This is a genomic window from Priestia sp. 10L35 (assembly GCF_056395685.1).
In genome coordinates this window covers 863,411-884,189 of record NZ_JBFTKA010000002.1, presented here as the reverse complement: position 1 = coordinate 884,189, position 20,779 = coordinate 863,411, and the positions used below count along the sequence as shown (strand labels likewise).

The following is a 20,779-nucleotide window of genomic DNA, read 5'->3' as shown; positions in this document are numbered from 1 at the left end:
AAAAAGGCATAACAAAAAAGAGTATTATAGAGCGTTAATTTTTGCCTGATAATACCCGTTGGCAATTTTGCGGATATACGTAAAGAAGTTTGACTCCATTTCATGCACAAGAGGTCGAAATGCATCCATACTTTCTTCTATGTAAGTTTGTTGTAAGTGACGCTGAACGGACGTTAATGATTTTTCGATTATATCTAAACCAAACTCATGTACAATGGAATGAATATCTTCTTTTTTAATTGAATAATGGCCAAAAGATTTAAAGAAATTCTTAAACTGAGCAAATGTATGCTCTCCACGAATTTTTTCGATTTCTTTTTGTTTTTTACTATCATGAGCACCAGTTAAATTAAAGCTTAAAATAAAACCATCCTTGATTTTTTCAATAATTGATTTTCTTGGCTGCTTTTCTTCTAATAATGTTTTGACACAATCATCTTTTTCTAGCACATCGATACGGAAAATTGTACTCAATTTACTAGCCATTTCTTTAATAGCAGCTTTATAGCCAATGTATTTTGGAAGAATGTGTTTTACCTCAGTGTAAGATAGAAGCGCTTCTGAATCTTTCTTTACGTTTACATCAGATTCGTATACGTACAACGCACGTAAAGCCAGACGCAGCATGTTGATATTTTTAATAGCCAGCAATTGATAAATCACTTCCATCGAAACAGAAGTATAACCACCTTTTGAAGTATATGTATTGTTATCTTCATCAAGCATTTCAGGATTATATGATATGTTTTGAACATCAGCAGCTTCTTTTATATGTAAATCTAAAAAATCCTCTAAATAGTTGTTTAAAGAAACTTGAATATAGTCTCCCCATAAACGATCCCAGCGAATGATGTCATAGTCTTCTAAAAGCTTATTATTATTTTGAACGGTCCGAACGGAACATTGGATTGTATTAGCCAGTTCTTGCTCAGAAATAATTGAAATATGACCCTGGCTGTTACATTTGGCTACGTAAGCTAAAATTTGCTTCATCAGAGAACCCGTCCACTTTATATCTACAAAGTTTTTCGCAAGACCAAATGAATGTTTTTCATAGTAATAGCTATTGCCTCGTTTCGTGTTTCTATTTAAGCCGCTCATGACAATCAGCAGTTTATTTGCTACAAGGGTGTGCCGTTTTAGTGCCAGCTTTTGTATACTCATGTAGTGACCTCCTTTCCAAAACTATATACGTCGTCTTTTACAGTATAGACACAGTCATATAGGCTGTAAAATGACATATTTGCACGGGGAAATGGTGCATTTTTTTAAAAGACTAGTGATAGCAAGGGACGAGACATCTATTTAAAAGGTGACATATTTGCACGGAGATGTGGAGCAAAAATAGCGTTATATTTCATAAACGTTGATAAAACAGCATTCTTAAGCTAAATGTCGTATTATGACGGATGAAATACACAAAATGCGACAAATTCAAAAAAAATTTGATGTAAAAATGACATATTTGCACGGAGAATAGGAGCAAAAATGATAAAAGTAAAGATTCAGGCAAGGAAGTGACACATTTGCACGGAAAATAGGAACAAAAAAAAGAAAAATGCCCTTTTTGAGACACAAAAAGTTCACATTTTCAAAGTGGAAAAACAAACATTTGCAGCAAAAATAGTGTTTTTTTAAGAAAGTGGCATGTTTGCACGGAAATCTGGAGCAAAAAACACTTTTGCACGGAGATGTGGAGCAAAAATTGAAGGAAACGAAGAGGGAAAGTCGCTATCACAAGAAAATTTATGTAAAAGTGGCATATTTGCACGGAAGATTGGAGCCAAACTTATAGTAAATGCAGTATAGAAAGAAAAACGACACTTTTGTACGGAAATCTGGAGCAAAAAACAATTATAAATACTTTTTTAGACATAAAAAGTTCACAAAAAGATAAGAAAGGTGAAGTTTAATAGCTATATTAGCAGGGGAAACAATATGTTTACATGGAGAATTGGAGCAAAAAAACACTTTTGCACGGAAATGTGGAGCAAAAAATGCAGTGATTAATAGTACATAGATAAAAAGAATGCCCTTATAAAGATTATAAGGGCATTCTTTTTTAGCCTATAGAACTTGTTACGTTTTGATAAATAGAAAGGGGAGCATATTCGTAATCGCCAGCTAGTAAGTCTTTTACTTCACTTTCTCCCACAGGAATAAAGGTAATCTGAAACACTTGGCCCACTCTTTTATAGGATTGGACAGCTAGTTTTTGTTCGACTAGCTCATCTAAGGCTGTTTCTATTTCGACAAGGTTTTCTTTTTTTCGTCTTTTTCGAAAGCGGACTCTTGTCGAAAAATATAAATAATCTCTTGTGACATTGTATGAAGATTTTGTTTCATAGCAAATGAGACGCTCTTTTTGCATAACGAATAGCAAATGATAAGCGGCGTCTAAACTTAATTTTTCTACTTTGTTTTTATAAATACGCACCGTTTGGCGTTGAATATAGTCTCTATATATCACTTCATTGACGTGAATTTCAGCAATTCGCGTTCCGTTTGGCATCGTAGTAATATCCACAAAGTCAAAAATACCGTAGGCAATTTTCTTATTATGCTGTACTTTTGTCATGCTGTAGTGCTTCATTTTTGTAATTCTTTCTTCTATCATCTGATAGTTGCGCTTACTGTCTGTTTTATAGAGTGCTTTCACAAGATCACCAATTTTTACGTTAATAATTTTTTGTGTAGCGAACAATTCGTCGCGCTGGCTCATGATCTCTAAAAACACTTTATAATCAAACCGATCTAAATCACTAATTTTATTTCCATTTTCTTCAGCGTATTCTTTTTCTATTAACAATTCGTAATCTGTCCCGTCTTCAGAGTTATAAGTACTTAAGAAATATTCTTTTCCTTCTTTCTCTAATAGGGGTTGCTCGACGAGAAGCTTTGCTCTTGAGTTAGAGAAAAAAGGATTCTCTACAGTTGAAAAAGGGCTCTCAATAATACTATGATTTCCGTTTTGGAAGCTTGGGTCCAGTATAGTAAGCCCAATAATAATAGATATATCCGTATGGATTGCTTTTTCTCGCTGGGTCTTGGTTTTTTGATGAATATAAGGATAATCCGTTAAGAAGAAGCTATCTTCTTGACTCCATTCACGTAGGATACCAATTCGTTTATCAATGACTTCTTCCGGAGATGATACGTTTTCAAACTGTTTGCAAAAGAGTTCTTTTCCATTCGTTTTATAATAAGCTGTTAGCGCTTTGTATTCGCCAATCAGCTCTTTATTCTTCTTAGGCTTTTTTTGCTCATAGTCGCGTATAGCAGCATCTAACCATCTGCGTTTCGTACGATTGAGAAAGTCTTTTTTTAAAATCCTCAACGCTTCGTTTACATCTTTATTTTCAAAGTGCTGCTGATAAAGAGGGAGGATGGTGCTTTCTAAATCACCTTTTATACTTTCATTATAAACAGATAAGAGGCGTAATTTAGATACTCTATCAATGACTTCGCGTATGAGTAAAGATGAATAATCCATACACATCTAACCTCCTTAACCTTAAGTTATTCATTTTAATTCTTAGCTGGATAGTGGCTTTAAATCTATTGTAATGCACGAAAGTTCGATGCTACAAACAAAAAAAGGCTACTATCTATAGTCTATTTTTCATTATACACGTGCAAAGCAGAGGAAGGGGGAGATTTTCTTATTTTCTTTTTTAGTAATCTACATTTGGTCATGTAGCATATATATTTGCCGTGTAGCTTATGTATGGAGGATAACCGTGTCTGCAAGACCGCTAATTCTGCCACCGAGTTTAATGGACTGATAGAAAGTATCTCAAAATAAAAGGATATCAGCGATTAAAAGAGAATACGTTGTAAAACTACTAAACCCATACCGGAGGTCATAAATGAACCCTATATTAAATGAAGTAGGCACGGTTTTTATTCCTGTAAAGGACATAAAAAAAGCACGAGATTGGTATTGTGACATACTAGGTTTGATAGCAGATGGAGACATTTTATATGATCATTTATATGTGATACCTATGAATGGAACAGGGATTGTATTAGATAGCAAAACTTATTCAAAAAATACGCTTTTGAAAACGCCAGCTTTTCATTTGAATACAAATGATATCAAAGAAGCTTATGAATATATGAAGCAGAAAAAAGTAGAGCTAACGACAGGAATTCAACACAATCATTGGTTTACATTTAAAGATCCGGATGGAAATCACCTGATGGTGTGTCAGTGCTGAACCCATGGGAAGATAAAAGACATTAGGACATAAAGAAATTACCCCAATCTAAAGACGAACAAATGAGATAGAGGAGCTGAACCGCTTGTGACACCGCTGTTGAGTTCCGTTGAAGACTTCCGCTTTTCACGCAGAAGTCTTCACCTTGCCCTCCAATCAACAGCTAGAAGCAGCTGCACAAACCCTATGTTCAATATGACAACAAAAAATCCGAACTATTAATCAGATTAATAGTTCGGATTTAACTTCAACTAAAATGCTTTTTTATCAGCTTCTATTGGATTGCCTCGGCATTTTATAATTTGACAGATTTGTTTCTGAATTGAATCATTCTTACAATATTTATCACAATTGTTTTTGTTACAGCATAAGCCGGAATCGCTAAGATCATTCCGAGTATTCCTGCAATATTACCAGCAACAAGCAATAAAATAATAATTGTTAAAGGATGAGTGTTTAATTTCTTTCCAATTACCAGCGGAGAAATAATGTTCCCATCTAGCTGTTGAACGATTACGACGACGATAATTACTAATATCGCTTTTGTAGGAGAGTATAATAAACCTACGATTAAAGCAGGTGCTACGCCAATAAAAGGGCCGACGTACGGGATAATATTAGTAAGGGCTCCTATTAGTGCGAGTATCAATGCATAGGGTAACCCGATGATGAGGTAACCAATGAATGTACTAATACCGACAAATAAACAAACGAGCATTTGGCCTTGAATATAAGTAGCTAGCGTATTTGTTGTTTCTTTCATTGTACGTAACGTTTCTTTTCGGTAAGAAGCAGGAACTATACGCAGCGTATTTTTACGAAGTTTATGGCTGTCTTTAAGCATATAAAAAAGAATGAAAGGAACGGTTACAACCGTAAGTGTAATATTTGTTACGACGCTTAAAACAGATGAAATACTGTTTGTGAGATTCGTAGGTAAAGTAGACGCGTAGTTTAAAAGTGACTCTTCAATATGATCGAGGGACACATATTTTTGTTCAACGAGCCAGTTAAACCATCTTGAGTTAGATAAATCATTTATGTACTCTCTCGTTTCTACAATATAAGACGGAATATTTTTAGCCAAATCAGTTAATTGTTTAGATAAAGTAGGTCCCACACCGCCTATAATAGAAGCAATTACGCCGATAAAAACAACGTATAATAATAAGATGGCCAGTGTTTTTGGCACTTTTTTTCTTGTGAGAAATGACACAATTGGTTCGAATAAAAAGAAAAGAAAACCAGCTACGAGAATAGGGAAAAACAAAGTGGAGATAAACACACCGATTGGTAGAAAAACAAACGAAATATGTTTACAAATGTAAATCAGTAAAGCAATCATTAATAGTTCTAATGTCCAAAAATGCAGTTTCGATTTAAACAAAAAGTTACCCTCTTTCTTTACTATTTTTTACTATCATACATCAAAAAAGAAACCCACTGCACGTGAAAAGTGGGCTTTTTAGTCTGTATAACTTTTATTTACATAAAAATTAGGATTTTTCCTCTTTATTTTCAGTGGTATCCTCTGGAGTTTTTTTGTCGTCATCCTGTATAATTCCTTCCGCTGCATTTTTAAATTCTCGCAGGGAATGTCCAAATGCTCGTCCTATGTCCGGCAATTTACTCGGTCCAAATACAATTAAGGCAGTAATTCCGATTACGACCATGCTTGTTGCTCCTGGCATGATATCCTCTCCTTTAAAAGCAATGAATATATGAAAATTAAAAAGAGATAATAAATAAAGTGTATGTTTATACTATTCACTTTTCTCTTTAAAATTCCTTTATTTTAAATGATACGAAAATAAGGTGCAGCGGCTATGTATGATTTAAATGCTAGTAGTGATATTTTGCATACGAAAGTTATTATAGCATTAAAGACAGCCGTTCGCCTTATTACCCTTGTATAAGCCCTATGTAAGTGTGAAGAGCTTTGTATAAATGGAAGCTGCATGAACACAAACCGGTAAAAGGTGTGTTTATAATCAGCTGCAAGTAAAAGGCGGAACAAAAATATTTTAGCCCAAGAAGTATCCGCACAATTAATCGAGATTATTGATTAATTGTGCGGTCTTTTTTTGTTGGGATGGTGAACGTAGGTTTAATGTGTTAATAATGGTAAAAACCTGCTCTGTAATTTTTACTATTTTATAGATAGGTCAAATGATTCTTACTAATTGATAGATAACATGGATGAAAGAAATAACTTTTGACGCTTGTTTTCCAAGCAATTTATTACCTAAATGTGGATGTGGAAAGTGTGAGGGAAGATATATATAAGAATTATAAAAACATTTGTCTTTGTAAGCGTTTTATTCTTTATTTTAATAAAGAGCAAAAAAAGGATGTTTTTCTCTAAATTTTTACCATTGAATATTTTGAATAAAGTTCATAAAATAAACTTGTAAGCGTTTTAAAAGATTAGGAAGTATGTATCTTGAAAGTTGAATAGAAATTTATTTATGAAGAAAATAAATATGATTTTTTTGCTTTTGATCACCGTTTCCGAGTAGAGCTTAACAAGTAGCAGCAAATCGTTCATTTAATGAAATAAAGAAATAGATAGGAGTAGAGAAAAATGTACATCGGTGTCGATTATTACCCTGAACATTGGCCAGAGAATATGATAGAAGAAGATATCCAAGACATTAAAGAGCTAGGATCAAACATGGTAAGAATAGGAGAGTTTGCTTGGCATCTAATGGAGCCTAAAGAAGGTGAATATGACTTTTCCTTTTTTGATAGCGTTATCAATAAGCTTAAAAAACAGAATATTGATGTTATGTTTGGTACGCCTACTGCCACTTTTCCGGCTTGGCTTGCGAAGCAGCATCCTTCTATTTTATCGAAAGATGAAAACGGGGCGGTCAGAGCCTTTGGAGGAAGACGTCAATATTGTTTTAATTCGCCTCTTTATCGGAAGTATAGCGCTCAGATTACAGAACAACTCGTAAAGCACTACTGCTCAGAAGAAGCAATCGTAGCATGGCAAGTTGACAATGAATTTGGCCATGAAGGCAGTGACATGTGTTACTGCGAACAATGTCATAAAGAGTTTCAGCAGTTTTTGGAAAGAAAATATAAAGATATCAATGAGCTAAATGAAAAGTATGGCACTATTTTCTGGGGACAAACATATAACGAGTTTACTGAAGTGCCTATGCCCGTAAAAACAATTACGACACACAGCCCTTCGCTAAAGCTTGACTGGGCGCGCTTTCGTTCTTTTTCGTTAAACAGATACGCTCACGAACAAACGGCGATTGTGAAGAAATATAAAGGTGATCACCAGCTGTTGACAACGAACGTATCAGGGGGCTTTTTTGATAAATGGTTTGATCATGAAGAAAATCTAGAAGTAATGGACTTTGTATCTTATGACAATTATCCGGTATGGGGCGGTCAAACAGAGCCCATTACCCCGGCTCATATTGCACTAGGGCATGATTTTAATAGAGGTTTGCTACATAAAAACTTCTGGATTGTAGAGGAATTAATGGGCGCCCAAGGTCATGATATCATCGGTTATCTTCCGCGACCTAACCAAGCAAAAATGTGGTCTTATCAGGCGTTTGCTCATGGATGTACGAATATGCTGTATTTCCGTTGGCGCGGAATGACAAGAGGAGCCGAGCAGTACTGCTATGGAGTTGTAGGTCACGATAATCATTATGGAAGACGCTACAAAGAAGTTCAGTCGTTATTTAGTGAAATCGTTCATTACGAACATGTACTGAAGTCTGATATTAAATCGGATATTGCCGTTTTATATGACTATGAAAATATATGGTCATGGCGCTTTCAGCAGCAAAGTGAAGGATTTGACTTTACGCAAGAGCTGCTTCGAGGATATACACCGTTTTATAAGTTGAATACACCTATTGATGTTATTCCTGCTTCGAGAGATTTTTCAAGCTATAAAGTACTGGTTGTTCCGGCTTTGCAGATCATTGATGAAGAACTAGGTAAAAGATTTACTGAATTTACTGAAAACGGCGGCGTCATCATTTTTACGTTTAGAACCGGCATTAAAGACAAACAAAATAATATTCACTTTAAACAGACGCTGCCCGGATATGTAAAAGAAATAACGGGAATTGAAATTCAGGAAGTGGAAGCACTGTCTTCTACTCAAAAAGCAGCTATTAAAGGGGTAGGACCGTATGAAGGAGAGCAGTCAAGTGCGTCCGTGTGGAGAGACATTGTCACACCTGTAACAGCTGAAGTGCTGTATGAGTATGATGATCCATTTTATAGTCAAGCCGCTGTAACAAAAAATCAGTTTGGTCGCGGAACGGTTTATTATGTAGGCTGTGGAATTGAAGGGCAAACGTTTGAAAAAATTGCGCTTGATATTGTAAAACAGCAGCATATTGAGCATACGGAAAGTGAAGAGGGGATTGAAGTATATCCTCGCAAGCTTGGAGAGAAAAGTTATTACTTCCTTATGAACCATACGCCAGAAGTAAAAGTATTTAAAGATATTGTTCTGCAGCCTTACGAAAGTCGAGTTGTGGAAAATATGCAGCCGTAATAGAAGACTAGAATCTCATATAGTAATGAGATTCTAGTCACCAATGATATGAAAGCGTTTTATAGGAGAAGGGAGTTAAGTTATATGAGCATGGGGGTACAGTCAAAAGTTTCTCTAAAAACCGTATTATCATACGGAATGGGGAGTTTTGGAAACAATATTATTTATGCATTAACAAGTACATATTTAATGATTTTTTATACGGACAGCGTAGGATTAAATGCCGCAGCTGTAGGAACTTTATTTCTTATTGCGAGGATATGGGATGGGATTGCAGACATTATTATCGGAATGATTGTTGATAACACAGAAACGAGATTTGGTAAGTTTAGGCCTTATCTTTTAATAGGGGGATTTTTTGCAGCCGTTGCTACAGTCGCGTGTTTTATTAGTCCTGATCTTTCTCATACAGGAAAATTAATTTACGCTTATATCACCTATATTGCGTGGGGAACAAGTTTTGCCATCATGGATATTCCCTATTGGTCGCTTTCAGCAACGATTACACAAGATGTAAAAGAACGAAATAAAGTAGTAGCTTTTCCTAGAACCATTGCAGCAGTAGGGTCTTTATTTGCTAGTTTATTAACTCTTCCACTAGCTCATTATTTTGGAAACTGGTTTATGCTTAGTCTTATTTATGCGTGTATCTTAATGATTACAATGATTATTACATTTTCAGGAGTAAAAGAAAACTATACCGTAAAAAGACAGGAAAAGCAGACGCCAAAAGCAGTTTGGAACTTATTTATTCAAAATAAACCGTTGCGTTATCTAATTTTCTCGATGCTTTTAGTTGAAACGATTTTAACAATTCGAACTACGTTTTCTATTTACTATTTTAAATACAATTTAAATGCAGAGAATATCGCGTCTCTTTATTTAACCTTATTTTTTACAGCACAAATTGTAGGAGCGATCGCGTCTCCTTTCATTTCAAATAAATTTGGAAAGAAACGTGCAGCAATAGGGGGAATTGTGCTAAATGCTGTAGCCACTCTTACAATGTTTGTAACCGGTTTTCACGTTATGCCGGTAATGATTTTAAGCTTTTTAGCTTCTTTCGGCGGTGGAGTTAGCAACATTGCTCAAACATCTATGCTCGCTGACTGTGTAGAATACGGCGAGTGGAAAACGGGGAACCGAGCGGAAGGAATGGTGTTTTCTACGAATATTTTCAAAACAAAGGTTGCTTCAGCAGTGGGTGGAGCAGTAGGCGGGTACATCCTTTCAGCGGTGGGCTATGTGCCAAATCAAATTCAGTCACACAGCACACTCATTTGGATTGCTTTAATCTTTACGATCATTCCAGGCATCCTTTGCTTGTTGTCACTTGTTCCACTCGCAAAATATGAGTTGACGGAAAAGAGATATCTAGAAATTTTACAGGATATGAAAAAACGTTCGAGCCGCATAAAAGAAAAACCGGCTATGAAGGTGTCTAGCTAATTAAATTTAGCATAAATATTGTACACAAAAACAACAAGAAAAAAAGACTGCATTTTCTCAGCTCCTCTTGCTATCATGTCAGGTAGACAGATATCAATGTAAAGAGGAGTTTTGTTTATGTTTATTAATTTTTCAAAAGAAGATAAAGATAAAATGCTGAATGAAATTCAAACGTTTTTTTATAACGAACGAGATGAAGAAATCAGTGAATTTGCTGCAGAAAATGTATTAGAGTTTATTAAAGAACATATCGGTCCTCACTTTTATAACCAAGCAATTAAAGATGCAGAAGATATTATGAACCAAGTCATGCTTTCTGCAGAAGAAAATTTACATGCATTAAAAAAACCAATCGAAAAGTAGGTCAAAAAAGAAAATATGAAGTAGAACAAAAGCGTTTTATGTACAAAAACATAAAGCGCTTTTGTTTGTCTATGAAACAAATTATTTGTTCGCCCAAGTGATATATGATACATTCGTTTCAAGATATTATTAACGTTAACGTAAAGGTTATATTTGAGGTGTTTTGATTTAACTCGATGAGGGCATAACTTCAGCAAGCAGGGACATAATGAGGTAATTATAAGAGGAAAGAAGGGACTATACGTGAGCAACATTACGAAAGATCAGCTAACAAAATCTATTGTGAAAGCAAATGAAAATCGTGTAACGGATAATAGTGATTTTGATATCTATCAAGAGCTGGAAAATGTGCTTCAAGCGGTCGGTTTATCAGCAAAAGACAGCGGAGGAAGCATTACGTTTTACGGAGAAGATCCGGTTGTTCCTAGTACGCTGCGCCTTGCCTCAGCAGCAGCCATTGCACTAGTTGCTAAATCAGTAGCTGTCTCAAAAATTTGGAGAATACGCGGAGGAAAAGGTCAAGATATTCATATGGATTTACGAAAAGCGATCCGAAGATTATCACCTTTTTACGATAAAAAATGGGAAAAGCTTAATGGGTACGCACCAAGTAAAGCAAATGATCCATATAACCCATTAGGCTTTCGCTTTTATCAAACAAAAGATGACAAATGGGTGATGCCGCTGAATCCATATCCACGCTCTAAGCATGAAACGCTAAAGTTGTTAAATTGTATAGAAGACCCTGATGCAGTGGCAAAAGCAATTCGCGGTTGGAATGCAGAAGAATTAGAGAAAGCTGCAGCGGAGCGAGGAGTTATCATGCCTGTTGTGCGGACAATTGAAGAGTTTATGAATGAGTCCGTGTATGAAGAAATAGCGCAGCTTCCTTTAATTGAAATTGAAAAGATTGGAGAAAGTGAGCCGATTCCTTTTTCAAAGAATCCTAAAACGCCGCTAGATGGTGTTCGAGCATTAGGCCTTGGTCATGTTATTGCAGGAGCAGGATTTGGTAGAGCACTCGCTTTACACGGTGCGGACGTGTTAAATATTTGGAAGCCAACGGACTGGGAGCATGATACGATTTACGCTACGTCTAATGTCGGTATGCGCTCTTCAACGCTGGATATTGGTGAAAAAGAAGGAAAAGAAAAAATGGTTGAACTTCTACAAGGAGCAGATATCTTTTTTGCGAACCGTCGATACGGATTCCTAGAGAGATACGGTCTAACCGCTGAAGAGTGTGCAAAATTAAAACCAGGAATCGTCCACTGCACCGTTAACCTGCATGGAACGCAAGGAGAGTGGGCAAAAAGAAATGGATTTGACCAAACAGCGGGAAGCGTAACGGGAGTCATGGCGTTAGAAGGATCGCCAGAAAATCCTAAGCTGCCTCCTATTGTAGTTGTCAATGATTATGCGGTTTCTTGGCTGCTTGAAGTCGGTGCTTTAATGGCACTGGAAAGAAGAGCAAAAGAAGGAGGCAGCTACCGCGTGCGTGTATCATTGGATCGCGTATCTTTATGGATTTTATCAATGGGCATCTATGACAAAGCGTACGTTCATCAAACAGCTGGTTCATCAGAAAAGCACGAGTACATTGCACCGGATCTCTTTACAGCCCCAACACCTTTAGGGTTGTACCAAGGGCTTACAGAACAAATCGAAATGTCGGAAACTCCAGGGGAATATAAGACGGTTCTGGTTCCTCGAGGTTCTTCACGTCCAGAGTGGTTGTGATATCAAGAGGCTGAGACAAAAGTATTTTAGTTGAAGGACAATCCGAACGATGAATCGAGATTCTTGATAAAGGATCCAACTCGTTCGGATTTTTTCATGGTGATGGTGAACGTGGATTTTGTATCTTCTGTTGCTTCTAGCTGTTGATTGGAGGGCAAGGCGAAGACTCCTGCGGGAAAAGCGAAACAGGTGAGACCCCGCAGGAGTGTAAGCGATGAGGAGGCTCACCGGACGCCCGCGGAAAGCGAAGCCCTGCACGGAAATCAATTCAATTCGCTCGCCTTTGGATTAAAATGATTTGGGCATGTCCAAACCTCATTTTTAGAGGCACATTTAAAATGAAAAATAAGAAAAAATATTTGAATAATTATATGATTTCTTATATAATAGCGAAAAGGATGAGGAGTTGACTTGTAATGGAAAACTATACGTCCCGCAAAATGACACAAGAAGAAGTAAAAGTATCAGACGCTACAGCAGCTCAACTAGTGCTAAACAAATCTCTTCGTGACTTTAAAAAAGCACAGCTTTTACTGCAAATTGATCAGTCTTTAGAAAAAAGAGATAAAGAAACTTTTTTACGTTTAACTGAAGAGTTAAAAGAAGTTTGTTAAATAACCTACTAACATAAACAATCAGCCTTTGCTTCTAGTGAGCAAAGGCTTTTTATATGGAAAAAAACGGATAAATGTTTTGTTTTTCTGAAAGCGGTAAAAGTATAGTATGGGTGATAAAGCAAAAATCAAGAAGTCTCTTACTTTATTATTTTTTGCTTTATCATCTAAAGCATCTAGATGACATCGCATCACGAAAGAACAAAAAGAGAGAGGGTTCTTTATATGTATAACAAAATTTTAGTCGCCTTTGACGGTTCGGCACCTTCTATTCGTGCTATTCAACATGCAAGTAAACTAGCTAAAAGCGTAAATGCTAATAAGCTGACAATTGTACATATTAAGGAAAGAATTCACTTGCAGCAGCCTGTTTTTAGCGTTGACTTAGACGCACTGATAGAAGAAGAAAACCGCGATATTTTATCTGAAGCTCATAATCATTTAACTCAATCAGGTATTCCATATGAGGCATACGGTTTAGAGGGCACCGCTTCAAAGAAAATTATCGAATACGCACATGGCAATCAACAAGACGTCATTGTAATAGGAAGTCAAGGAAAGGGCTTTGTGAAAGAGACATTTTTAGGAAGTGTAAGTCACGAAGTTGCTCAATCTGCAGAATGTCCTGTTATCATTGTTAAATAAAAAGAGACTGGGACAAAAATATTTTAGTTAAAGGAAAATCCGAACGATGAAGTGAGATTCTTGATGGAGAATCCAACTCGTTCGGATTTTTTGTGGATTTTATTGATATGGTGAACGTAGGTTTCCTGTATATAGGTGCTTCTAACTGTGGATTGGAGGGATTTCGTTATGTCTCCACTTTTTTTGCGTTTGGATTATGTAGTGCTGCGTGCTTAGTGAGCTCGAAATTTACGGTATGATAAACGTACTTTATACGCTAAGCTGTCAGATACCTGTGGTAAACTGTCAGAGAATAATAGTTATTCAATCATATATGCTTTATTCTGCACAGTTTCTTCAATTATTACTTTTATAATGAAAGCAAAGGATGTGAATAAATGAATCGAATTTCTATTAAGCTTGGACTCTTATTTTTAATGTTCATTTTACTAATTGAAGCGGCTCTCTTTTTTTACTTATATAGCGGTCTTGCCAACACACGAATTTCGGAGGAATTAGAAAGTTTGCGTTTAAGAGGAAATAGTCACCGGGAAGTATTAGAGAAGCATCATGATTCGGCTACGCTTAACCATGTTGCACTGATGGAATCTGAAGCAGAAACTGATGTTGTCATAACAGATAAAACAGGAAAAATTATCAGTTCGTCTAGGCCTTTAATTCAAGGTGCAAGAAAAGCAGTAGAGAAATGGAAAGGGAAGTCTCTTACATACAAAGGTGAAATTATGCAAGGCGACTGGAAAAGAAAACCTTATATCGCCACAGCATCACCTATTGAAAAAGGCCGTCAGCAGTTCGGAACGGTTTATATGTTCAAAAACACAAATGATATTCACGAAATGATTGCGAGACTACAGCATCATTTTTACGTAGCGGGAGCTGTTTCCATTTTATTTTCGATTGTGACTATTTTTGCTCTGTCTAAATTTATAACCGCTCCTTTAATCAAGATGAAAAAAGCAACAGAGAAGCTGAGTCAAGGGGATTTGTCTGTAAAGCTTGGTGCTCATTCAAGAGATGAACTTGGACAATTGGGAATGTCCATTCAGTCGCTAGCAAATGAGCTACAGCGGTTACGAAAAGAGAGAAATGAATTTTTAAGCAGCATTTCACATGAACTTCAGACTCCTTTGATGTATTTAAAGGGATATGCAGACGTTGCGAGAAGGCCTGCTAATACACCGCAAGAACGTGATAAATATCTTGCTATTGTGGAAGAAGAAGCGGAAAGAATTTCACAGTTAGTCAAAGATTTGTTTCAGCTGGCGCAGCTGGATCAGCACACGTTTTTTATTCAAAAACAAAAAGTAGAACTGGCTACGTATTTGCACACCATATGCGCGCATTTTCATTTAGCTTTAAAAGAAAAAGAGATGGAGCTTGACATAAGCTGCCCTCAAAGTCTTTACATTTCACTAGATCCTGAAAGATTTCAGCAAGTGATTATCAATTTACTTGATAACGCAATGAAATATTCAAAAGAAGGAACTAAAATTGAGGTAATTGTAAAAAAATCAGTTGAATCATTGACAATAACCCTTAAAGATCAAGGAATAGGCATTCCAGAACAAGATCTGCCTTACGTATTTGACAAGCTGTATCGAGTAGAAAAATCTCGCTCGAGAAAAAGCGGAGGATACGGATTAGGCTTATCAATTGTAAAAGAGATTGTAGAAGCTCATGGAGGAGAAATAACAATCATAAGCGAGAGGGGAAAAGGAACGGCTGTAGAGATTGCATTAAGAGAGGATGGATAGGATGGCCACTATTTTATTAGTTGATGATGAAGCAAGGATGCTGGATTTACTAGAGCTTTATCTGCTGCCAAACGGATTTACATGTATAAAATTTGAAAAAGGCACAGAAGCGCTGCGCTATCTTTATGAAGGTAACAAAGCAGATTTGATGTTATTAGATATTATGATGCCAAGCGAAGATGGGTGGGAGATTTGTCAAAAAGTAAGAAAAATGTCTGATCTACCGGTCATTATGCTCACAGCCCGCAGCCAAACGTTAGATGTAGTAAAAGGATTAAATATAGGAGCAGACGACTATATTACTAAACCGTTTAGCGAAGAAGAATTGGTTGCACGCATCGGCGCGGTTCTTAGACGTTCCTTAAAAGAAAAGAATGAAATCACCTATAAAGGCTTAGTATGGAGCAAGGAAGACCACGTATTACAATATAAAAATCATTACATTCAAGTGACCCCTAAAGAGTTTGAATTAGTGGGATTACTTCTTCAGCATTTAAATCGTGTGTTCAGCCGAGACGACTTGCTTGTGTTAGTGTGGGGATATGAGGCTGAGATTGGAGATCGTACTATTGACTCCCATGTGCGAAATGTTCGGGATAAGCTTAGAAAAGCGGGTTTTCCTGTAGACGAATACCTGCAAACCGTATGGGGAATAGGCTATAAGTGGGTTGATGTTAGTTGAAAATGATATGAGCATAGCTATCGGAATTGGTGGAAAGATAAAGTAAGCGACCTTTTCCCTTTACATAGGGTAGGGGGGTATAGTATGATGAAGTCATGAAGGGAGGATGTTAGATGGTCGAAGCGAATCACATGAACAGTGAAGAAAAATGTTGTATGATAAATAGTGAAAGAAAAAGTCACCATTCTCCAGAAGTGAAAAAAAATCTAACAAGCCGATTAAATCGAATTGAAGGACAAATTCGAGGAATTAAAGGATTAATCGAGAAAGATACGTATTGTGACGACGTGATTACTCAAATCGCAGCTGCGCAGTCTGCCTTAAATAGTGTAAGTAAAATTTTGCTTGAAGGTCACTTGAAGCATTGCATTGTAGAACGTGTGCAAGATGGTGATGAAGAAGTAGTAGATGAATTATTAACAACCATTAAACGATTAATGAAATAAAGGAGATGCTAGAAATGGAAAACGTAACATTATCAGTACAAGGAATGTCTTGCGGTCATTGCGTCAAAGCTGTTGAAGGCGGTGTAGGCGAACTTAATGGCGTTAAAAGCGTAGAAGTAAGCTTAGAAGATGCAAAAGTAACAGTTGCATTTGATCCAAGTCAAGTAACGGTCGAAGATATTAAAGAGGCTATTGATGACCAAGGTTATGACGTAGCATAAACAGCATCGCGTGCGAATACCTTCGCACGCTTGATTTAGGAGAAAAATATACCCCTTGTAGGTATATAATAGGAGGCGAAACGCGGTGAGTGACAAACAAAAAGAATCCACCTTGCAAATTACGGGTATGACATGTGCAGCGTGTTCAAATCGAATTGAAAAAGGATTAAAAAAAATAGAAGGTGTAAAAGAAGCAAACGTGAATTTGGCTTTAGAAAGATCTACTATCATATTTGATCCGTCTAAAACAAGTCCACAGGCCTTTGAAGAAAAAATCGAAAAGCTTGGATACGGAGTTGTAAATGAAAAAGCCGAATTTGCTATTACTGGTATGACGTGCGCCGCTTGTTCGACTCGTATTGAAAAAGGGTTAAACAAATTAGAAGGCGTGACAAAGGCAAGTGTTAACCTTGCTTTAGAAACGGCTTCTGTTGAATACAGCCCTTCTCAAATAGCTCCGCAAGATATAACGCAGCGAGTTGAAAAACTTGGATACGGAGCAAAGCTAAAGTCGGAAGAAAGAGAAGAAGAGCAAAGCTACCGAGAAAAAGAACTGAGTAAACAAAGAGGAAAGTTTTGGTTTTCGTTTATTTTAAGCGTACCGTTATTATGGGCAATGGTTAGTCATTTTACGTTTACGTCGTTTATTCCTTTACCTCATATGCTGATGAATCCATGGGTTCAGCTCGCTTTAGCTACGCCTGTTCAATTCGTGGTAGGGAAACAATTTTATGTAGGTGCATTTAAAGCTCTGCGTAACAAAAGTGCCAACATGGATGTTTTAGTAGCACTAGGCACAAGCGCAGCTTATTTCTATAGTTTATACTCTTCTCTTAAATCGCTTGGCTCATCTGTTCATACAGCTCAGCTTTACTATGAAACGAGCGCTATATTAATTACGCTGATTCTTTTAGGGAAATTATTTGAAGCCAATGCCAAAGGCCGTTCTTCAGAAGCGATTAAAAAGATGATGGGCTTACAGGCTAAAACGGCCGTTGTCATAAGAGACGGAGCGGAAGTTGAAATTCCAGTGGAAGAAGTCCAAAAAGGCGAAGTTATTTTTATTAAGCCTGGTGAAAAAGTGCCTGTAGACGGAGAGATTATTGAAGGGCAATCGGCCTTAGATGAGTCCATGCTGACAGGTGAAAGCGTACCGGTAGATAAAAACATTGGAGATAAAGTCATTGGGGCCACACTTAATAAAAATGGTTTTCTAAAAATAAAAGCTACAAACGTTGGCAGGGAGACGGCGCTTGCGCAAATTATTAAAGTAGTAGAAGAAGCGCAGGGTTCTAAAGCGCCTATTCAGCGATTAGCTGATTATATCTCAGGTATATTCGTGCCAATTGTAGTCGGAATTGCACTTCTTACTTTCTTTGTTTGGTATATTTGGATTGCGCCTGGCGAATTTGCACCGGCTTTAGAAAAGCTCATTGCCGTACTAGTGATTGCATGTCCATGCGCGTTAGGCTTAGCTACTCCAACTTCCATTATGGCGGGGTCGGGCCGCGCAGCAGAATTTGGTATTTTGTTTAAAGGCGGGGAGCATTTAGAAGCAACGCATAAAATCGATACGATTCTTTTAGATAAAACGGGAACTGTTACAAATGGAACTCCCGAGTTAACCGATGTACGTATTGCACAAGACTACGAAGAAAATGAGCTATTGCAGTTAGTTGCATCGGCTGAGCGTTTGTCGGAGCATCCTCTCGCTCAAGCACTCGTAGCAGGTATAAAAAATAAAGGTATAGAGATTCAAGATCCGTTATCTTTTGAAGCTATTCCAGGGTATGGAGTGAAAGCAACTGTACAAGAGCGAGAGCTGTTAGTGGGAACAAGAAAGCTTATGAACCAACATAAAGTGAATATTGATACAGCCTTAGAAGAAATGACAAATTTAGAACGAGAAGGAAAAACGGTTATGCTCGTTGCTCTTGACGGAAAATATGCCGGCATGCTTGCTGTTGCAGATACCATTAAAGTGACTTCTAAAGAAGCAGTTTCCAGGTTAAAAGAAATGGGTTTAGAAGTGATGATGATTACAGGTGATAATCGTCAAACAGCTCAGGCTATTGCGATGCAAGCGGGTATTGAGCACGTTATAGCAGAAGTGTTGCCAGAAGGCAAAGCAGAAGAAGTAAAAAAGCTTCAGCAGCAAGGTAAAAAAGTCGCAATGGTAGGAGACGGTATTAATGATGCTCCTGCACTTGCGTTAGCTGATATTGGAATGGCCATCGGAACAGGAACGGATGTAGCGATGGAAGCCGCTGATATTACGCTGATGCGAGGAGACTTGATGAGCATTGCAGATGCGATTGAAATGAGTAGAAAAACGATTTCTAATATTAAGCAAAATTTATTCTGGGCAATGGGCTACAACACGCTTGGTATTCCAATTGCAGCAGTTGGGCTGTTAGCCCCTTGGGTCGCTGGAGCCGCGATGGCCTTTAGTTCTGTATCGGTTGTATTAAATGCACTGCGATTGCAGAGAGTGAGGCTATAAGATATGAAAAAGTGGATCGTCTCAGCTATTTTGTACGTGCTCGCAGTCATAGCAGTATATGCTATGTGGGCAATATAAACTAAAAAATATTAGAGTCATCGAGTCATTCTCGGTGAAAGTGATCTAAAAGCAAAGCTGCTAAAGAATATTCTTTAGCAGCTTTGTTAGGTGCAAGGAATTTTTTTGATTCAATTCATACCCTTTAAGATGAAGGTCTTCTGGGTGTTTTTGCTGAGCAATTAGCACATCACGTCCATCATCCATAATCCAAATGAAATAATGACGGCTAGAACCATTTCCATAGGTAATGGTCATTTTGCAATCGATGCTCCCAGCAGATTCTTCATCTAAGAGAAGTTTCATATGCTGCGCTTTTTTAATACTGTTAGTGAATGCATTCATATCTTGTTCATCGATAAATGTTTTGAGCGTTTTCATTTTAATGGACGTTACTTCTATTTTTTGTACGCTAGATGAGAGAGTGGAGTGTGCGGAAGCAAAAGGGGCTCCAATCACCAAGCTAAACGCAAGTAACAGTGAGGACAGAGCAAAGCGTATTTTTAGCATGTTTCTTTCCTCCTTTTATTTTTATATTTTTTCCTTGTGGTAAGTGATTCATACGAGGGCCTTTTTTAGGCACAGGAATTATTCGTGCCCAATTACCTTCATCTTCACAAAATCTGCACAAATTCTGGCTACAATAAAGAAAAGAAGAAGAGTAGGCAAAGATAAGTTGTTTCTAATGATTAAATGATTTTTATTTTAAAGTTTATTATGTGGAAAAGAGGGACTGTTATGAAAAAACAGCTATTTATTCTTGGGGCATCTGTCATTATTGGACTAAGCGGATGCGGAAACGATTCTAGTCATGAAAAGCCTTCAGCTGACAAAAACGAATCCATGCACGATCACTCAGAGATGAATCACTCTAGTTCAGGAGAGGTTCCAAAAGGATTAAAAAAAGCAGAGAATCCAACATATAAAGTTGGAGATAAAGCCGTTATAAAAGCAGATCATATGAAAGGCATGAACGGGGCTGAAGCAACGATTGCTGGTGCTTACGACACTACGGCCTATACCGTTTCGTATACGCCAAAGACTGGCGGGAAAAAAGTAAAAAATCATAAGTGGGTTATTCAAGAAGAAATAAAAGGTGCGGGTAACGAGCAGTTAAAGCCAGGTAGCGAAGTAACGCTTGAAGCAGATCATATGAAAGGTATGAAAGGGGCAAAAGGAACGATTGATTCAGCCGAAAAAACAACGGTATACATGGTAGACTACGCACCGACTACAGGCGGAGAGAAAGTAAAAAATCACAAGTGGGTAACCGAAAGTGAACTTTCAGCCAAATAGACTGTTAGCGAAAAAAGAGGCTGGTACAAAAGTATTTTAGGTGAAGGAAGATCCGAACGATGAATCGAGATTCTTGATTGAGAATCTCGATTCATCGTTCGGATTTTTTCATTGTTATGGTGAATGTAGGTGGTTGCTTCTAGCTGTAGTTTGGATTGATTTAGTTATGACTTAATCTCTTTTTGTTTACTTCTTGTTTTATGTTTTATCATGAGGGATTTCTTGCATGATGGATGAAGAAAACGTATG

The 20,779-nt window shown here is 37.2% G+C and carries 19 protein-coding genes; 13 read left to right on the top strand and 6 right to left on the bottom strand.

The window, feature by feature from the left end; translation table 11 throughout:
* Positions 1–24: 24 nt before the first annotated feature.
* Both AC1DEF_RS10505 and AC1DEF_RS10500 read right to left on the bottom strand, forming a co-directional pair.
* The gene (locus AC1DEF_RS10505) at positions 25–1,164 is read right to left on the bottom strand and encodes a hypothetical protein (protein WP_097823674.1); all 1,140 of its coding nucleotides are present in this window, start codon (positions 1,162–1,164) and stop codon (positions 25–27) included.
* Positions 1,165–2,062: 898 nt separating this feature from the next.
* Positions 2,063–3,493 (bottom strand): hypothetical protein, encoded by a 1,431-nt coding sequence (locus AC1DEF_RS10500; RefSeq protein WP_013082784.1) that lies wholly within the window; start codon positions 3,491–3,493, stop codon positions 2,063–2,065.
* Positions 3,494–3,869: 376 nt separating this feature from the next.
* Between AC1DEF_RS10500 and AC1DEF_RS10495 the strand changes: the two genes are divergently transcribed.
* On the top strand, positions 3,870–4,220 hold the full coding sequence (locus AC1DEF_RS10495; RefSeq protein ID WP_097823673.1) for a VOC family protein: 351 nt from the start codon (positions 3,870–3,872) through the stop codon (positions 4,218–4,220).
* Between the two features lie 22 nt (positions 4,221–4,242).
* On the opposite strand, the gene AC1DEF_RS10490 is transcribed toward AC1DEF_RS10495, so the two are convergent.
* The 3 genes from AC1DEF_RS10490 to AC1DEF_RS10480 form a co-directional block, all read right to left on the bottom strand.
* The gene (locus tag AC1DEF_RS10490) at positions 4,243–4,380 is read right to left on the bottom strand and encodes a hypothetical protein (RefSeq protein WP_427076292.1); all 138 of its coding nucleotides are present in this window, start codon (positions 4,378–4,380) and stop codon (positions 4,243–4,245) included.
* Positions 4,381–4,515: 135 nt separating this feature from the next.
* Entirely contained in the window at positions 4,516–5,607 is a 1,092-nt protein-coding gene (locus AC1DEF_RS10485; RefSeq protein ID WP_097823672.1) for an AI-2E family transporter, read from the bottom strand.
* Between the two features lie 109 nt (positions 5,608–5,716).
* The gene (locus AC1DEF_RS10480; protein WP_043981948.1) at positions 5,717–5,911 is read right to left on the bottom strand and encodes a twin-arginine translocase TatA/TatE family subunit; all 195 of its coding nucleotides are present in this window, start codon (positions 5,909–5,911) and stop codon (positions 5,717–5,719) included.
* Positions 5,912–6,804: 893 nt separating this feature from the next.
* Between AC1DEF_RS10480 and AC1DEF_RS10475 the strand changes: the two genes are divergently transcribed.
* The 11 genes from AC1DEF_RS10475 to AC1DEF_RS10425 all read left to right on the top strand — a co-directional run bounded on the left by AC1DEF_RS10475 (position 6,805) and on the right by AC1DEF_RS10425 (position 19,177).
* Positions 6,805–8,760 (top strand): beta-galactosidase, encoded by a 1,956-nt coding sequence (locus tag AC1DEF_RS10475; protein WP_477727362.1) that lies wholly within the window; start codon positions 6,805–6,807, stop codon positions 8,758–8,760.
* A gap of 84 nt (positions 8,761–8,844) precedes the next feature.
* On the top strand, positions 8,845–10,209 hold the full coding sequence (locus AC1DEF_RS10470) for a glycoside-pentoside-hexuronide (GPH):cation symporter (protein WP_097823670.1): 1,365 nt from the start codon (positions 8,845–8,847) through the stop codon (positions 10,207–10,209).
* 117 nt (positions 10,210–10,326) lie between these two features.
* Positions 10,327–10,572, top strand: coding sequence for a DUF2164 domain-containing protein (locus AC1DEF_RS10465; RefSeq protein ID WP_013082790.1), 246 nt, complete (start codon positions 10,327–10,329; stop codon positions 10,570–10,572).
* 243 nt (positions 10,573–10,815) lie between these two features.
* Positions 10,816–12,312 carry a CoA transferase gene (locus AC1DEF_RS10460; RefSeq protein WP_097823669.1) on the top strand — a complete coding sequence of 499 codons (1,497 nt, stop codon included), beginning with the start codon at positions 10,816–10,818 and terminating at the stop codon, positions 12,310–12,312.
* A gap of 416 nt (positions 12,313–12,728) precedes the next feature.
* The gene (locus tag AC1DEF_RS10455) at positions 12,729–12,926 is read left to right on the top strand and encodes an IDEAL domain-containing protein (protein WP_013056608.1); all 198 of its coding nucleotides are present in this window, start codon (positions 12,729–12,731) and stop codon (positions 12,924–12,926) included.
* A 225-nt stretch (positions 12,927–13,151) separates the two neighbouring features.
* Complete coding sequence (locus AC1DEF_RS10450) at positions 13,152–13,571, top strand: universal stress protein (protein ID WP_097823668.1); 420 nt, start codon at positions 13,152–13,154, stop codon at positions 13,569–13,571.
* Between the two features lie 377 nt (positions 13,572–13,948).
* The gene (locus AC1DEF_RS10445; RefSeq protein WP_097823667.1) at positions 13,949–15,325 is read left to right on the top strand and encodes a sensor histidine kinase; all 1,377 of its coding nucleotides are present in this window, start codon (positions 13,949–13,951) and stop codon (positions 15,323–15,325) included.
* A 1-nt stretch (position 15,326) separates the two neighbouring features.
* Positions 15,327–16,007 carry a response regulator transcription factor gene (locus tag AC1DEF_RS10440; protein ID WP_097823666.1) on the top strand — a complete coding sequence of 227 codons (681 nt, stop codon included), beginning with the start codon at positions 15,327–15,329 and terminating at the stop codon, positions 16,005–16,007.
* Positions 16,008–16,120: 113 nt separating this feature from the next.
* A complete protein-coding gene (locus AC1DEF_RS10435; RefSeq protein WP_097823665.1) occupies positions 16,121–16,453 on the top strand; it encodes a metal-sensitive transcriptional regulator in 333 nt (110 codons plus the stop codon).
* 14 nt (positions 16,454–16,467) lie between these two features.
* Positions 16,468–16,674: a copper chaperone CopZ gene (gene copZ / locus AC1DEF_RS10430; RefSeq protein WP_013082796.1), complete on the top strand. Its 207-nt coding sequence runs from the start codon at positions 16,468–16,470 to the stop codon at positions 16,672–16,674.
* 85 nt (positions 16,675–16,759) lie between these two features.
* Positions 16,760–19,177: a heavy metal translocating P-type ATPase gene (locus AC1DEF_RS10425; protein ID WP_097823664.1), complete on the top strand. Its 2,418-nt coding sequence runs from the start codon at positions 16,760–16,762 to the stop codon at positions 19,175–19,177.
* A gap of 138 nt (positions 19,178–19,315) precedes the next feature.
* Here AC1DEF_RS10425 and AC1DEF_RS10420 read toward each other — a convergent pair whose 3' ends face one another.
* On the bottom strand, positions 19,316–19,744 hold the full coding sequence (locus tag AC1DEF_RS10420) for a hypothetical protein (protein WP_097823663.1): 429 nt from the start codon (positions 19,742–19,744) through the stop codon (positions 19,316–19,318).
* A gap of 228 nt (positions 19,745–19,972) precedes the next feature.
* On the opposite strand from AC1DEF_RS10420, the gene AC1DEF_RS10415 reads away from it, so the two are divergent.
* Positions 19,973–20,530: a YdhK family protein gene (locus AC1DEF_RS10415; protein ID WP_097823662.1), complete on the top strand. Its 558-nt coding sequence runs from the start codon at positions 19,973–19,975 to the stop codon at positions 20,528–20,530.
* Positions 20,531–20,779 lie beyond the last annotated feature (249 nt).